Consider the following 14,113-nt stretch of genomic DNA (forward strand, 5'->3'; position numbering starts at 1 on the left):
TCAGGCCAGTGCGTCAAGCAACAACTGGTGGACACCACCAAAACCACCATTGCTCATCACCAGAATCTGGTCACCCGGTTGCGCCATGTGCACCACCGCCGCTACCAGCGCGTCCAGTTGCTCGAAAGACTGCCCTCGCGCACCGAGTGGTGCCAGTGCCACAGCCGCATCCCAGCCCAGATTGTGTGCATAGCAGAAACTGTGGTCCGCCTCTTGCAAGCTGGCGGCCAATTCATCCTTCATGGCACCCAGCTTCATGGTGTTGGAGCGCGGTTCCAGCACGGCCAGAATGCGTGCCTGCCCCACCTTGCGACGTAGACCGGCAACGGTGGTGGCAATGGCCGTAGGGTGGTGGGCAAAATCATCGTATACCGTGATGTCACGCACCGTACCGCGTACCTCCATCCGCCGCCGCACATTCTGAAAAGCCGCCAGCCCCGCCAGTGACTGCGCCACCGTCACACCAGCATGGCGTGCCGCCGCAATGGCAGCAAGAGCGTTGTGGCGGTTATGCTCACCCAGCATGGACCAGTGCAAATCACCCTGCGTCTGGCCTCCCAGCAGCACGCTACACCCATTATTCGCATCCGGCGCGCCTGCTTGCCAGCCTGCATCCACCGCAAAGCGTTCCAGGCTGCTCCAGCAGCCGCGCTGCAACACCCGCTCCAGCGCGGGCGACTGGCCATTGCTGATCACCCGTCCCTCGCGAGGCACGGTACGCAGCAGGTGGTGGAACTGGGTTTCGATGGCCGCCAGATCGGCAAAAATATCAGCGTGGTCAAACTCCAGATTGTTCAGGATCGCGGTACGCGGGTGGTAATGTACAAACTTGGAGCGCTTGTCGAAGAAGGCAGTATCGTATTCATCGGCTTCAATCACAAAGAACCGGCTGTCCGTCAGCCGCGCCGAAATACCAAAGTTCATCGGCACCCCGCCGATCAGGAACCCTGGATTCAAACCCGCATGCTCCAATATCCACGCCAGCATCGAGCTGGTGGTGGTCTTGCCGTGCGTACCGGCCACCGCCAGCACCCACTTGTCGCGCAGCACATGCTCCGCCAGCCACTGCGGCCCCGAGGTATAGGGCAGGCCACGGTCCATGATGGCCTCCATCAGCGGATTGCCGCGCGACACCACATTGCCGACCACGAACAGATCCGGCTGCAGGTCCAGTTGCTGCTCAGCAAAGCCTTCAATCAACTCAATGCCCAACTGCTCCAGCTGGGTACTCATCGGCGGGTACACCCCCGCATCGCAGCCTGTTACCCGATGCCCCGCTGCTTTGGCAATGGCCGCAATCCCCCCCATGAAGGTTCCGCAAATGCCAATGATATGGATATGCATGCCGCTTTTCCCGTTGCGTGCGTAAAGCGCTGATTCTAACAGGCTTTGCTGCGAATCAGGCCACAGCCACGCATTCGTCATGGCCTGCAGGCTTGCGTTCATGCAGCCCGCTGGTTATCCTTGCCCCGACTCGCGCAGTCCGCTTTTGGCGATGCCGCTGATCCCTACAAGAATAGTGCGACACACTGGAACCCTATGGCTGCCTCTCCTGCTGATATTGCCCGCATTGCCCTGATTCGTCTGGCTGAACAAAGTCTGCCCCCCACCCCGGAAAATTACGCCCGCTTTTACTATGATGTGACCGGCACCGCACAGCCCGCGATGCAGGATGCGCAGCTGGTTGCACAGGTACAGCAGGTGGTACAGGACGCCAATCTGACCACCCTGCAGCTGGTGCAATACCTGGGCGGGCAGAATGCCACGCTGGAAACCTCCATAGAGGACCTGAGCCAGGCAGACGACAAGACCCGCGTGCTGCACCTGCTCAACAGCCTGATCAGTACCACCCGCTCCATGCAGCAAACGGTGGAAGCATCACGCACCGAATTGAACGAAACCCGCCAAACCCTGCAGCAACTGCAGCATGAAGTGGAAATGAGCCACCACGACATGGAACACGACCTGATTACCGGGGTGCAGAACCGGCTGGGCATGGACAAGACGCTGGCCAAAGAGGTCAGCAAAGCGCAGTCGACACGTACCAAGCTGACGGTATCCCTGATCGCCATCGACAGCTTCGAGGAGCACAAGAAGCGGCACGGCATCGACAGCTCGGACAAGCTGCTGCAGCATCTGGTCACGGTAGGCCGCTCGGTCATGCGCGACAGCGACAGCATGGTGCGCTATGGGCAAGAAGAATTTCTGCTGGTCCTGCCGGAGACCGACCTCAAGGGAGCCCGTTTTGTATTGGACCGCTTGCAGCTGATCCTGCACCGCTCACCGGTGTTTGTGCAGAACGACAAGATCCAGGTCAGCCTGTCTGCAGGCATTGCACAAATGCAGGGCAACGAGAAAAGCCACTCGCTGGTGATGCGGGCCGATCGCGCCCTGTTTGCCGCCAAAGCGGTAGGCAACGGGCATATCGAGTACGCTGGCCAGCAATAAGCTGTCGCACAAAAGCTCAAGCCCATCGTCAAAACCGATGGGTACAATCCGGGCATGCGTACATCCCTTGAGCTGAGCCTGCAGCAGGTCAACCGCGTGGTTGACCACATCGAAGCAGAACTGGGCCAATCCTTGCAGGCGGAGGATCTGGCCGCATTCGCCCAGCTGTCCGTCTGGCAGCTACACCGGCTGTTCCGGGCGGTGGTGGGTGAATCGCTGATGGACTATGTCCGTCGCCGCCGTCTGGCGCAAGCGAGCGAACAGTTACGGTACAGTCAGCATAGTGTGCTGGACATTGCCCTGGCCTGCGGCTTTGACTCGCATGAGGTTTTTACCCGCGCTTTCCGCCGCGAGTTTCATTGCTCGCCCACCCAGTATCGACGTGCCGAGCAGCTGCCCGCCAGCTTCCCGCGGCCCCGCCTCACCCCGGAATACCTGCTGCACCGCTTTGAGGGCATCACACTGACACCGGAATGGCAAACCCTTCCCGAACGGCACGTCGCGGGACTCGGTTTGCAGTTGTATGGCCATGAGTCAGCCCAGCTGATCCCCGATCTGTGGCGCAAGCTCCGCACCCACCCGCAAGTACAGCAGTCTGCCGCCTGGGGGGTGCTGGATATCAGCCCGGACCAGCGCCAGCTGCGCTATCTGGCTGCCATTGCATGGCCTGAGGGCAGCCCCGTTCCGGAAGGCTGGCAGGCGCGCCGGATACCGGCTGGCCGCTATGCCCGCTTCCAGCACCAGGGCAGTGTCGCCAGCATCCAGCACAGCGTCAATTACCTGCATGCGGTGTGGCTGCCGCAGTCCGGGCAACAGCTGGCGGCGCGGCCCGAGCTGGAATACTACCCTCCGGATCAGATCATTCAACCCCAGCAGCTGCGGATGGACATGCTGCTGCCCGTTGACCTGTGAGTGCCTCATCATGCCCCGATCATTTCTACACCTGCTTGGTGTTTGCCTGATGCTACCCGTATTGAGCCAGGCCATCGGCCTGCAACGCTTTGAAGTCCAGGACCCGGTACGGCAAAGCCGGATTGCGGCCCAGATGTGGTATCCCAGCGACAGTCCAGAGCAAACATTGCGGGTGGGCAGCTTCAGCCTGCAGGTTGCTGTCAACGGTCGGCCACTTGAGGGCCGCCACCCTTTGCTGTTGATCTCGCATGGCAATGGCGGCAACAGCCTGGCACACCGTGATCTGGCGGACCACTTGGCTCGCGCCGGGTTTGTGGTGGTGACCTTCACCCATCCGTTTGACAATCACGAGAACCAGCAAGCGTTAGGCACCACCCTGCAATCACACGATCGCCCGCGTGAATTGCAGCGGGTTCTGGACCATGTGCTAGCGGACCCGGCCTTGTCCAGCCGAGTTGATCCGCAGCGCATCGGCGCCATCGGCTTCTCGGCAGGCGGTTACACCGTGCTGGCCAGTGCGGCAGGCGATGTGCAGCAAGCCCGCTATGACGCTTATTGCAGCAGCCAGCGCGATGACCCGCTGACCTGCAAGGCCTACCGCGAGCGAGGATTTATCCAGCCGGTGGAGCCAGTGTTGCCGGTGGTGGCGGACCCGCGCCTGAAAGCCCTGGTGCTGATGGCCCCGGCGGGGGTCTTCATGCTGAGCGATGAGCGTCTGCGCCAGTTGCAGCAGCCGGTCCTGCTCTATCAGGCCAGCCAGGACCACCTGATCCGCGAGCCGTTCAGTGTGGAGCGCCTGCGCAAGCTGCTTCCCAATATTCGTGGCGACCACCGCATCGAGGCGGGACATTTCGTTTTCATCGCCCCCTGCCCCTCAAACCTGGTCGCCGAACTGGCGGAGATATGCAGTGATGCGCCGGGCATTGACCGCGCCGCCATCCACCGCCGGATCAACAACGACGTCACCCTGTTCTTTCAGCAGCAATTACCGCCCGCCCCATGACAAAACGCCCTTGCGGGCGTTTTGTCATGGGGGATCACAGCGCCCTGTCAGAACTGGGCATCGTCCATCAGCAGCACACTTTCAGCACCGCCGGTGACTTGCACATGCAAGCCGCTGACCAGCGGCAGGCTGTGCTCGGCGTAGAAGCGGGCGGTGGCCAGCTTGGCATCAAACCAGGCTGGGTCGCTGTCGCGCTGCTGAGTGGCCGCCACCACCTGGCGCGCCATCATCATGCCACCCAGCACCGTCCCCATCAGTTTCAGATACGGCACGGCACCCGCGGCAGCCGCGCGCGGCTGGCCACTGAACTGGACAACCATCCAGTCACTGCTCTGCTGTGCCAGTTTGAGCGCCGCTTGCAAGGCGTCGGCGACCCGGGCACCGGTTTCCCCGCAGGCACGGGCTTTTTCTGCATCGGCAGCGGCCATCGCCAATACTGCCCTGGCGGTCGCGCCACCATCCCGTGCCAGCTTGCGGCCAATCAGGTCCAGCGCCTGGATGCCGGTGGTGCCTTCGTAGATGGTGGTAATCCGCGCATCGCGCATGAACTGTGCCGCGCCGGTCTCTTCAATGAAACCCATGCCACCATGGATCTGCACGCCGAGATAGGTGATTTCCTGTGCCTGCTCGGTACTCCATGCCTTCACAATCGGGATCAGGAAGTCCACCAGCGCCTGTTGTTGCTTCTGCGCCGCCGCATCCGGGTGCACGGCAGCCATGTCCAGTGCCACCGCCGCCACATAGGACAAGGCGCGCATGGCTTCGATCTGCGAACGCATCGACATCAGCATGCGGCGAATATCCGGGTGACGGATGATCGCTACCGGCGCCGGGTTGCTGCCGCCCAGCTCGCGGCTCTGCACGCGGTCTCGCGCGTACCAGACCGCCTGCTGATAGGCGCGCTCGGCAATTGCCACCCCCTCCACGCCCACGCCAAGCCGGGCATGGTTCATCATGGTAAACATATATTCGAGGCCACGGTTCGGCTCGCCGACCAGATAGCCAATCGCTCCGCCCTGCTCGCCGAACTGCATCACGCAGGTCGGGCTGGCGTGGATGCCCAGCTTGTGCTCAATCGACACACAGCGCACATCGTTACGCGCCCCCAGCGCACCATCTGCACCTACCAGATACTTGGGCACCACGAACAGGGAAATACCCTTCACCCCGGCCGGCGCATCCGGCAAGCGCGCCAGCACCAGGTGAATGATGTTTTCAGCGCAGTCGTGCTCACCCCAAGTGATGAAAATCTTCTGCCCGCTGATGCGGTAGTGCTCACCTTCCGGCACCGCCTTGCTGCGCACCTGACTCAGGTCGGAACCCGCCTGCGGCTCGGTGAGGTTCATGGTGCCGGTCCAGACCCCCTCCACCATCTTGTGCAGGTAGGTCGCTTTCAGCGCATCCGACGCATGATGGTGCAGGGACTCGATGGCCCCTTGCGTCAGCAACGGCAGCAGGCTGTAGGACAGATTGGCCGCGCACCACATCTCGTTCACGGCCACCGAAATGGCGGCAGGCAGGCCCTGCCCACCAAATGCCGTATCCCCTCCCAGGCTGTTCCAGCCCGCCTCGACGAATTGCCGGTAGGCTTCGGCAAAACCGTCTGCTGCTTTCACTTGATAGTCCGACCACTGCGCGCCTTGTACATCGCCCGGCTGGTTCAAGTGGGCGAGCACGCCGTTGGCAAATTTGCCCGCTTCTTCAAACACGGCGTCTGCCAGCTCTGCCGTAGCCTCTTCATAACCGGGCAGGCGGGCGACCTGATCAAAGTCGGTCAGGGATTTCAGGGCAAACAGCATGTCGCGCACAGGCGTGGCAAAGGCAGTCATGGCGTGGCTCCGCAGTAAGTAATGGTCAAGCGCTTGCTTTATTTGAATGCGCTGACCCGCTTGAATCATGGAGGATCAATCGGCAAATTGCGAACTTGCCAATGTGCAAACAACACGCCCCTGCCCGGCAGTCATGCTGCAGACAGGGGCGATGTCACGCGGGCCACCCAGCTGTGGGTGGCCAGTCAAACCTTACTTGGCCAGCTCGGCTTGCAGTTCCGGCAGTACCGTGAACAGGTCGCCCACCAGGCCGTAATCCGCCACCTGGAAGATCGGGGCTTCTTCGTCCTTGTTGATGGCGACGATCACCTTGCTGTCCTTCATCCCGGCCAGATGCTGAATCGCACCCGAGATGCCCACCGCCACGTACAGCTGCGGCGCCACCACCTTGCCGGTCTGACCCACCTGATAGTCGTTCGGCGCATAGCCCGCGTCCACAGCAGCACGCGATGCGCCCACCGCCGCGCCCAGCTTGTCCGCCAGCGGCACCAGCACCTTCTGGAAGTTCTCTTCCGAGCCCAGACCACGGCCACCGGACACAATGATCTTGGCCGAGGTCAGCTCCGGACGCTCGGACTTGGTCATTTCCGCGCTCACAAAACGGGACAGGCTGCTGTCCGCACCCGTCGCCACACTTTCCACCGCAGCGGTACCGCCGCTGGCGGCGACCGGATCAAACGCAGTGGTCCGCACCGTCATGACCTTGATGCTGTCGGACGATTTGACCGTAGCCAGCACATTACCGGCATAGATCGGGCGCACGAAGGTATCCGCCGACTCCACGCCCACCACTTCGGAAATCATCGCCACATCCAGCAGGGCGGCCGCGCGCGGCAGATAGTTCTTGCCACTGGTGGTCGCCGGAGCCAGCACGGCACCATAGCCCTTGGCCAGTTCCGCCACCAAGCTACCGATGTTTTCGGCCAGTTGATGCCCCAGATGGGCCGCATCGGCCACCCGCACCTTGGCGACGCCAGCCACTTTGGCAGCGGCTTCCGCCACAGCGCCACATTGGTGGCCTGCGACCAGCAGATGGATGTCGCCACCCAGCTTCTGGGCTGCGCTCAGGGTATTCAGGGTGGCAGCCTTCAGCTGCGTGTTGTCGTGTTCAGCAATAACCAGGACGCTCATCACAGCACCTTCGCTTCGTTACGCAGTTTTTCCACCAGCTCAGCCACGCTGGCCACCTTCTTGCCTGCGCTGCGCGCAGCCGGCTCGGCCACCTTCACGGTGGTCAGGCGCGGGGTGACATCCACACCCAGCGCTTCCGGGCTCAGGGTTTCCAGCGGCTTCTTCTTGGCGGCCATGATGTTCGGCAACTTGACGTAGCGCGGCTCGTTCAAGCGCAGGTCGGTGGTCACCACCGCAGGCAGCTTGAGGTCCACGGTTTCCAGACCGCCATCCACTTCACGAGTCACCGCTACGGTACCCGCCTGCAGATCCACTTTGGAGGCAAACGTACCTTGCGGCATGCCACTCAGTGCTGCCAGCATCTGGCCGGTCTGGTTGGCATCGTCATCAATCGCTTGCTTGCCGAGGATCACCAGTTGCGGTTGTTCCTTGTCGACAATGGCTTTCAGCAGCTTGGCCACGGCCAGCGGTTGCAGTTCAGCTGCCGTTTCCACCAGCACCGCACGGTCTGCCCCCATGGCCAGCGCGGTGCGCAGGGTTTCCTGGCACTGGCTCACGCCCAGCGAGACGGCAATGATTTCCGTGACCTTGCCGGCTTCTTTCAGGCGTACAGCCTCTTCCACCGCGATTTCATCAAAGGGGTTCATCGACATCTTGACGTTGGCGATATCTACGCCGCTGCCATCTGCCTTGACCCGCACCTTGACGTTGTAATCCACAACGCGCTTGACTGCGACCAGGACCTTCATACGCCTCCAGAGATGTATCAGCTGGGCAGTCTACTGCCCCGTTCATGGGCGACAGGGCTCTCACCCCGCCGCTGCGCACTGTCATGCCGCACTGCGGCATGACGACGTTAATCCATCAAGTCTAGCAGGCTTGCCGCCTGCCGGTAAGCATTCCGCCCTGCCGTTTTAAACAAACGTTTGAGCAGCCGTCATAGTTTGCTGTTTTAGCGCATTTTAATTAACAAAGCAAGCGCTTGAATAATTTACAGCATCGCAAATTTACGTTTACGTTAACGTAACATTGCCATTCCCGCAAGACACCCTCTTGCCAAGCCAGCATGCTGCAACGCAAAATGCAGCTTCCCGCTGAATCGCAAGGATCGGTCATGCAGCAATCGTATGCGTTTGAAGATTTGAGTATGGGCCTCGCCGCCGAGATCGGCCGTACGGTCACCGAAGCAGACATTGTGCTGTTTGCCGGTGTCACCGGTGATACCAATCCGGCGCACCTGAACCAGCAGTACGCAGAGGGCACGCTGTTCAAAGGCCGCATTGCTCACGGCATGCTGTCAGCCGGTCTGGTGTCTGCGGTATTGGGTACCCGCCTGCCAGGTCCGGGCACCATTTACCTGAGTCAGTCGCTGAAATTCCGCGCACCGGTACGCCCGGGCGATACCGTGGTGGCACGAGTGGAAGTCACCTCGCTGGACCCGGCCAAGAAGAAAGTGACGCTGAGCACCACTTGCCGCGTGGGCGACACGGTGGTGCTGGAAGGTGAGGCCGTGGTGCTGGCCCCGGCCCGCAGCTAAGCAAGACGCAGCGCTTGGTGGGCTCAGCCTGCCAGCGCGGCTTTCTGCAGCTCGATCAGGCGGGCAATGCCTGCGCTGGCCAAGTCCAGCATCTGATTCATCTCCGTACGGTCAAATGCCACACCTTCGGCGGTACCCTGCACTTCAATGAAACGCCCTGCGCCGGTCATCACCACATTCATGTCGGTTTCGCAGTCGGAATCTTCCGGGTAATCCAGATCCAGCACCGGCAAACCCTGCCAGATACCGACTGAAACCGCGGCCACATGGTCGCGGATCGGCAAGGCGGTCAGCTCACCTCGCTGCACCAGTAGGGACAAGGCGTCGTGCACCGCCACAAAAGCACCGGTAATGCTAGCGGTCCGCGTGCCGCCGTCGGCCTGGATCACATCGCAATCGACCAGCACCTGCCGCTCACCCAGCGCACCCAGATCCACCACCGCGCGCAGGCTACGGCCAATCAGGCGCTGGATCTCCTGGGTACGGCCGCTTTGCTTTCCTTGCGCGGCTTCGCGCTTCATGCGACTACCCGTCGAGCGCGGCAGCATGCCGTATTCTGCCGTCAGCCAGCCCTGCCCTTTGCCCTTGAGGAAACCGGGCACACCGGACTCAACACTGGCGGTGCAGATCACCTGGGTATCGCCAAACTCCACCAGCACACTGCCTTCGGCGTGGCGGGTGTAATGACGGGTCAGACGTACCGGGCGCAGCTGCCCCGGTTCACGTTGCGATGGGCGCATGGCAGCTTTCAACAATCAGGGTTTGGAAAATTTGCGGATGGCGTTCTGGATTTCGGCAATGGCGCGCTCGATGTCGTCATCGCTGACCTCACCGCTGGCCTTCACATCATCCGAAACCCGCAGGGTGTCCATCTGGGTGGTCACCACATCGGGGTTCATCTTCAGGGTGGAGGTGGCGGTGGCAATGGTGCCATCCTCTTCCTCCAGCCAGGTAATACCCAGCGCGGTCAGGTTATCGGCGTGCTTGCCGCCGTTGAATTCAGCCCGGTCCATCAACTGTGGCAGCGCGTACAGCACCGGATAATGGGTCAGGTATTGCACCATGTCATGGGAATCCAGCGCGCCCCACACGCCATCGGTACACAGCAAGATGGTGTCGCCATTGGCGACAGGGCGACGCGGCGCCAGCTCCACCTCAGGCGGCAGCATGCTGCCCAGGCAGTTGTAGATCTTGTTCTTGTCCGGATGGGTTTCCGCCTCACGCTCGGTAATCTTGCCCATCTGCACCAGTTGCTTGACCCGGGAGTGGTCCTGCGTCAGCGCCACCAGCTCGCTATTGTGGAAAAAATACAGCCGTGAGTCACCCACGTGCGCCCAGTAGGCCATATTGTCCTGCACGATACAGGCCACCACCGTGGTGCGCGGCGTTTCCAGCAGCTGGTTCTTGCTGGCATAGCCCAGAATGGCGTCGTGCGCCTGGTGGATGGTCTCGTACAGAAAGGCGGCGGGCTCACGCACCACCGGCTTGGCCTGCTCCTCGAAGCGGTTGACCATCAGCTCCACCGCAATCTGTGCCGCGATTTCGCCCTGCAGGTGCCCCCCCATGCCATCAGCCACCACCAGCAGCAGCGAGTCGCGGCTGTAGCTATAGCCCATGCGGTCCTGATTGTATTTGCGGCCGCCGCGGCGGCTTTCCTGATAAATCGAGAATTTCATCCTGTTCAGTCCTTGCGGCTGATCAAGTCACGCTGCAGGAATTCCTTGACCCGCTTGAACATGCTGACCTGAGGCACCTGATAATCCGTGCGCAACAATTCTTTTTGTAATTGCAGGACCGACTGCGGCCGGTCCATGAAATCCCGCTGCAAACACCAGTCCACCAGCTCCAGCAGCTGCGGTGAGTACATTTCCCGCCAGACCTTGTTCTGGCTGACCGGGCGGTATTTATCCTCGATCACCCGCGCGTCACCGGGTTGAGGCGCGTGCTTGGCCATGCAGGCAAAAATGCTGGCACCCACCGCATAGACATCGCTCCACGGCCCAAGGTTATCTCGGTCGCGGTATTGCTCCGGTGGCGCAAAACCCGGGGTGAACATGGGCGACAGCCGTGGATTGTTGTCCGTCAGCGTCTGGCGGGCGGAGCCAAAATCCAGTAGTACTGGCGTACCATCCTGCCGGATATAGATATTGGCGGGCTTGATATCGAGGTGCAGCAGCTTGTGCAAATGCACGTCGCGCAGCCCGTTGAGTAGCTGGCCAAACACCAGCCGGATCATGCTTTCCTTGACCGGACCGGGCCGCAGCTGGATTTCCCGTTGTAGGGTGCGGCCGCGCTCATAGTTCATCACCATGTAGACGGTTTCGTTGGCGCGGAAGAAATTGAGCACGCGCACCACATTCGGATGCTGGATGCCTGCCAGCGCCTTGCCTTCCTCAAAGAAGCACTTCAGGCCATAGCGGAAGGTGGGCAGGTAGTCGGCATTGGAGGGTTCCACCACATCACCCGAAGTGCGCAGCACCAGCGAGCTGGGCAGGTACTCCTTGATGGCGACCGGCTGGTCACTCTCATCGTGCGCCAGATAGACAATACTGAAGCCGCCCGAGCTGAGGGGCTTCACGATGGTATAATTCAGCAGCTGATAACCGCGCGGCAGCGGTTGATTGGTTTGTTGCCCCATGCCCTCTAACCAGATTCGTATTCGGTGACCGGTCCGGTTACCGGACGGTATGGCAGCTGCAAACAGGAGGGCTCCGCCACTCCCGGCATGACTGTCGCATTGTCTTAGTTCGCCAACCCCTTGTAAAGCCGGAGCCACACACTCCGGTATAGCAGAAAGGAAGCATGATGATCGCCAGCATGACGGGTTACGCGTCCGTGACCGCAGAGACCGATCTGGGCATGATGACGCTGGAATTGCGGGCGGTCAATAACCGATTCCTCGATGCCGTGTTCCGCATGCCGGAAGAGCTGCGTGCCTTCGAGCCGCTGTTGCGTGAAGCCCTGTCCGGCGCCATCAGCCGGGGCAAGGTGGAGTGTCGCATCAACCTCACCGCCCGACCTGATGCCCAAGCCGCGCTGGAGGTCAACGACCGCATGGTGAGCGCCCTGCTGGCCGCCGAGCAACGCGTGCTGGCACAGGCTGGGGGCGCGCGCGGCCTGTCGGTCTCCGATATCCTGCGCTGGCCCGGCGTCATGGCCGCTACCGAGGTCGATAACGAGCGGCTGAGCCGTACCTTGCAGCAAGCCATGCAGCAGGCCCTGCAGGACTTTGTCGCTTCCCGCAAGCGGGAAGGTGCCAAGCTGGCGGACGTGCTGCGAGAGCGGCTGGAAGGCATCGAAGCGCTGGCACAAGCCACCCGCCCGAAGATGCCGCAGCTGGTCCAAGCTTATCAACAGAAGCTGGTGGAGCGCCTGCAGGAAGTCTTCGGCCAAGCCGATGATCAGCGCATCCAGCAGGAGCTGGCGCTGTTCGCGCAGAAAATCGACGTGGACGAAGAGTTGTCACGGCTTGGCGCGCATTGCAGCGAAGTGCGCCGCATCCTCAAGCAAGGTGGCGTGGTCGGCAAGCGACTGGATTTCATGATGCAGGAGTTGCAGCGCGAGGCGAATACCCTCGGCTCCAAGGCGGCTTCGCTGGAGCTGACCCAGACCTCGGTGGACATGAAAGTGCTGGTCGAACAGATGCGCGAGCAGGTGCAGAACATCGAGTAAGCGCCGACGTTGCGGCGCCTCGGTTCAGCGGTGGTCCAGTTGCAGCAGGTGGCGGGTCACCGCCACCCAGGCCCCCAGCCAGGCCAGTACCCCGGCTGCAGCCATCAGCAATAGCCCTTGCCACCACGGCAGGTAGGCCAGGGTCAGCTCGGTGCCGTACAGGCGCGCCAGATGCAGCACCGGCGCTGACAGCTGCCAGGTGGCCAGCGCGGTAATGCCCCAGGCGGTGGCACCGCCCAGCATGCCTTGCAGCCCGGCAAAGTACAGGAAAGGCCGCCGGATAAAGGCGCGGGTGGCACCGATCAGGCGACTGACTTCAATCTCGTCCCGCCGTAACAGGATCTGCAGCCGCACGGTATTGCCCATCACCACCAGCAGGCCGATCGCCAGCAGCGCACTCAACCAGCCGATCAGGCTGCGCCCCAGCTGGGTAATCGCCACCAGCCGTTCCACCCAGGCGGCATCATGCACCACCTCGGCCACCTCCGGGCGTGCCGCCCACTGCGCCTGCTGCTGAGCCGGTGCCGCTGGATCGGCAAACTGCAACACCAGTGCGTCCGGCAAGGGATTGTCCGGCAAGGCATCGCCCAGCTCAGCCAGGTTGGCGCGGCCGATCAGATCCTTGAACGCGGCCTCGCGTCCGATCCATTGCACCTTGACACCGCTGCTGGCCTCAATCTGCTTCTGCAGCTGTCTGGCTGTATCCGCACTGACTTCCGGCTTGAGAAACAGCGTCAGCTGCGGTTGCACCGGCAAGCGGGCCACCACCCGCTCGCCATTGCTGAGCATCACCCACAGCAACGTCGGCAGGGCCAGCGCCACCCCGATCATGCTCAACGTCAGCAGCAGGGCAAACGGTTGCCGCAGCAGATTGCGCAGGCCACTGAACAGCGCCTTGCGATGCGCCCACCACCATGCCTTCATGCCACCAGCCTCCCCTGCTCCAGGTGCAGGCGTCGATTGGCATAGCGGGACAACACCGCTTCATCATGGGTAGAGATCAACACGGTGGTGCCGACCTGATTGAAGGTAGTAAACAGCTGCATGATGTCTTCGGCGTACTGGGCATCCAGATTGCCGGTCGGCTCATCGGCCAGCAGGATGCTGGGACGGTTGACCACCGCCCGCGCAATACACAGCCGCTGCTGCTCGCCGCCGGATAAGGTAATGGGCAACGCTTTTTCCTTGCTCAGCAGGCCCACCTTGTCCAGCGCGGCCCGCACCCGCTTGGCGGCTTCTTTCGGCGGGTAGCCAATGATGGACAAGGGCAGCATGGCGTTATCAAACACGCTACGGTCAAACAACAGCTTGTGGTCCTGAAACACCAGGCCCAGATTGCGCCGCAGAATGGGGATGGCGAACGGCTTGAGCGCGGCCAGATTCTGCCCGCCCACCAGCACGCTGCCCGAAGTGGGCCGCTCAATGGCGGCCAGCAGCTTGAGCAGGGTGCTCTTGCCCGCGCCGGAATGGCCGGTCAGGAACACCATTTCGCCTGCCGCCACCTCGCAGCTGACATTGCTCAGCACCTGGTGACCATCCGGATAACGCTTGTTGACCTGGCTCAGCTTGATGAACGACATG

Annotated in this window: 14 protein-coding genes; 5 read left to right on the forward strand and 9 right to left on the reverse strand. The window is 61.7% G+C overall.

Annotated elements, in window-relative coordinates; all coding sequences use genetic code 11:
- Positions 1 to 1,344 (reverse strand): UDP-N-acetylmuramate:L-alanyl-gamma-D-glutamyl-meso-diaminopimelate ligase, encoded by a 1,344-nt coding sequence (mpl, locus tag HF682_RS13250; RefSeq protein WP_168877797.1) that lies wholly within the window; start codon positions 1,342 to 1,344, stop codon positions 1 to 3.
- 195 nt (positions 1,345 to 1,539) lie between these two features.
- Here mpl and HF682_RS13255 point away from each other — a divergent pair, with 195 nt between their 5' ends.
- The 3 genes from HF682_RS13255 to HF682_RS13265 are packed head-to-tail and all read left to right on the forward strand — an operon-like array spanning position 1,540 to position 4,363.
- Positions 1,540 to 2,448 (forward strand): GGDEF domain-containing protein, encoded by a 909-nt coding sequence (locus HF682_RS13255; protein ID WP_168877798.1) that lies wholly within the window; start codon positions 1,540 to 1,542, stop codon positions 2,446 to 2,448.
- Positions 2,449 to 2,502: 54 nt separating this feature from the next.
- Positions 2,503 to 3,360 (forward strand): AraC family transcriptional regulator, encoded by an 858-nt coding sequence (locus HF682_RS13260; RefSeq protein WP_168877799.1) that lies wholly within the window; start codon positions 2,503 to 2,505, stop codon positions 3,358 to 3,360.
- Positions 3,361 to 3,409: 49 nt separating this feature from the next.
- Complete coding sequence (locus HF682_RS13265) at positions 3,410 to 4,363, forward strand: alpha/beta hydrolase family protein (RefSeq protein ID WP_168877800.1); 954 nt, start codon at positions 3,410 to 3,412, stop codon at positions 4,361 to 4,363.
- Positions 4,364 to 4,410: 47 nt separating this feature from the next.
- Here the strand turns inward: HF682_RS13265 and HF682_RS13270 are convergent, their stop codons facing one another.
- The 3 genes from HF682_RS13270 to HF682_RS13280 form a co-directional block, all read right to left on the reverse strand.
- Complete coding sequence (locus HF682_RS13270) at positions 4,411 to 6,192, reverse strand: acyl-CoA dehydrogenase (protein ID WP_168877801.1); 1,782 nt, start codon at positions 6,190 to 6,192, stop codon at positions 4,411 to 4,413.
- 192 nt (positions 6,193 to 6,384) lie between these two features.
- Positions 6,385 to 7,323, reverse strand: coding sequence for an electron transfer flavoprotein subunit alpha/FixB family protein (locus tag HF682_RS13275; RefSeq protein WP_168877802.1), 939 nt, complete (start codon positions 7,321 to 7,323; stop codon positions 6,385 to 6,387).
- Positions 7,323 to 8,072, reverse strand: coding sequence for an electron transfer flavoprotein subunit beta/FixA family protein (locus HF682_RS13280; protein ID WP_168877803.1), 750 nt, complete (start codon positions 8,070 to 8,072; stop codon positions 7,323 to 7,325). Before HF682_RS13280 ends, HF682_RS13275 begins: the two co-directional genes overlap by 1 nt.
- Before the next feature lie 365 nt (positions 8,073 to 8,437).
- On the opposite strand from HF682_RS13280, the gene HF682_RS13285 reads away from it, so the two are divergent.
- A complete protein-coding gene (locus HF682_RS13285; protein WP_168877804.1) occupies positions 8,438 to 8,860 on the forward strand; it encodes a MaoC family dehydratase in 423 nt (140 codons plus the stop codon).
- A gap of 23 nt (positions 8,861 to 8,883) precedes the next feature.
- Here HF682_RS13285 and rph read toward each other — a convergent pair whose 3' ends face one another.
- From rph to HF682_RS13300, 3 genes are read right to left on the reverse strand one after another with little or no spacing between them, the layout of a single operon-like run.
- On the reverse strand, positions 8,884 to 9,600 hold the full coding sequence (gene rph / locus HF682_RS13290) for a ribonuclease PH (protein WP_168877805.1): 717 nt from the start codon (positions 9,598 to 9,600) through the stop codon (positions 8,884 to 8,886).
- Between the two features lie 15 nt (positions 9,601 to 9,615).
- Positions 9,616 to 10,536: a PP2C family protein-serine/threonine phosphatase gene (locus tag HF682_RS13295; protein WP_168877806.1), complete on the reverse strand. Its 921-nt coding sequence runs from the start codon at positions 10,534 to 10,536 to the stop codon at positions 9,616 to 9,618.
- Between the two features lie 5 nt (positions 10,537 to 10,541).
- A complete protein-coding gene (locus HF682_RS13300; RefSeq protein ID WP_168877807.1) occupies positions 10,542 to 11,498 on the reverse strand; it encodes a serine/threonine protein kinase in 957 nt (318 codons plus the stop codon).
- 167 nt (positions 11,499 to 11,665) lie between these two features.
- Between HF682_RS13300 and HF682_RS13305 the strand changes: the two genes are divergently transcribed.
- On the forward strand, positions 11,666 to 12,532 hold the full coding sequence (locus HF682_RS13305; protein ID WP_168878083.1) for a YicC/YloC family endoribonuclease: 867 nt from the start codon (positions 11,666 to 11,668) through the stop codon (positions 12,530 to 12,532).
- Between the two features lie 24 nt (positions 12,533 to 12,556).
- On the opposite strand, the gene ftsX is transcribed toward HF682_RS13305, so the two are convergent.
- Positions 12,557 to 13,456 (reverse strand): permease-like cell division protein FtsX, encoded by a 900-nt coding sequence (gene ftsX, locus HF682_RS13310; protein WP_168877808.1) that lies wholly within the window; start codon positions 13,454 to 13,456, stop codon positions 12,557 to 12,559.
- Positions 13,453 to 14,112 carry a cell division ATP-binding protein FtsE gene (gene ftsE / locus HF682_RS13315; protein ID WP_168877809.1) on the reverse strand — a complete coding sequence of 220 codons (660 nt, stop codon included), beginning with the start codon at positions 14,110 to 14,112 and terminating at the stop codon, positions 13,453 to 13,455. Before ftsE ends, ftsX begins: the two co-directional genes overlap by 4 nt.
- Position 14,113 lies beyond the last annotated feature (1 nt).

It is taken from the genome of Leeia aquatica (assembly GCF_012641365.1).
GTDB classification, from domain to species: Bacteria; Pseudomonadota; Gammaproteobacteria; order Burkholderiales; family Leeiaceae; genus Leeia; species Leeia aquatica.

What these genes read in the sequence shown, in the direction of transcription:
- mpl (WP_168877797.1), bottom strand. Translation starts at nt 1,344, where the DNA reads ATGCATATCCATATCATTGGCATTTGCGGAACCTTCATGGGGGGGATT.
- HF682_RS13255 (WP_168877798.1), top strand. Translation starts at nt 1,540, where the DNA reads ATGGCTGCCTCTCCTGCTGATATTGCCCGCATTGCCCTGATTCGTCTG.
- HF682_RS13260 (WP_168877799.1), top strand. Translation starts at nt 2,503, where the DNA reads ATGCGTACATCCCTTGAGCTGAGCCTGCAGCAGGTCAACCGCGTGGTT.
- HF682_RS13265 (WP_168877800.1), top strand. Translation starts at nt 3,410, where the DNA reads ATGCTACCCGTATTGAGCCAGGCCATCGGCCTGCAACGCTTTGAAGTC.
- HF682_RS13270 (WP_168877801.1), bottom strand. Translation starts at nt 6,192, where the DNA reads ATGACTGCCTTTGCCACGCCTGTGCGCGACATGCTGTTTGCCCTGAAA.
- HF682_RS13275 (WP_168877802.1), bottom strand. Translation starts at nt 7,323, where the DNA reads ATGAGCGTCCTGGTTATTGCTGAACACGACAACACGCAGCTGAAGGCT.
- HF682_RS13280 (WP_168877803.1), bottom strand. Translation starts at nt 8,072, where the DNA reads ATGAAGGTCCTGGTCGCAGTCAAGCGCGTTGTGGATTACAACGTCAAG.
- HF682_RS13285 (WP_168877804.1), top strand. Translation starts at nt 8,438, where the DNA reads ATGCAGCAATCGTATGCGTTTGAAGATTTGAGTATGGGCCTCGCCGCC.
- rph (WP_168877805.1), bottom strand. Translation starts at nt 9,600, where the DNA reads ATGCGCCCATCGCAACGTGAACCGGGGCAGCTGCGCCCGGTACGTCTG.
- HF682_RS13295 (WP_168877806.1), bottom strand. Translation starts at nt 10,536, where the DNA reads ATGAAATTCTCGATTTATCAGGAAAGCCGCCGCGGCGGCCGCAAATAC.
- HF682_RS13300 (WP_168877807.1), bottom strand. Translation starts at nt 11,498, where the DNA reads ATGGGGCAACAAACCAATCAACCGCTGCCGCGCGGTTATCAGCTGCTG.
- HF682_RS13305 (WP_168878083.1), top strand. Translation starts at nt 11,666, where the DNA reads ATGATCGCCAGCATGACGGGTTACGCGTCCGTGACCGCAGAGACCGAT.
- ftsX (WP_168877808.1), bottom strand. Translation starts at nt 13,456, where the DNA reads ATGAAGGCATGGTGGTGGGCGCATCGCAAGGCGCTGTTCAGTGGCCTG.
- ftsE (WP_168877809.1), bottom strand. Translation starts at nt 14,112, where the DNA reads ATGTCGTTCATCAAGCTGAGCCAGGTCAACAAGCGTTATCCGGATGGT.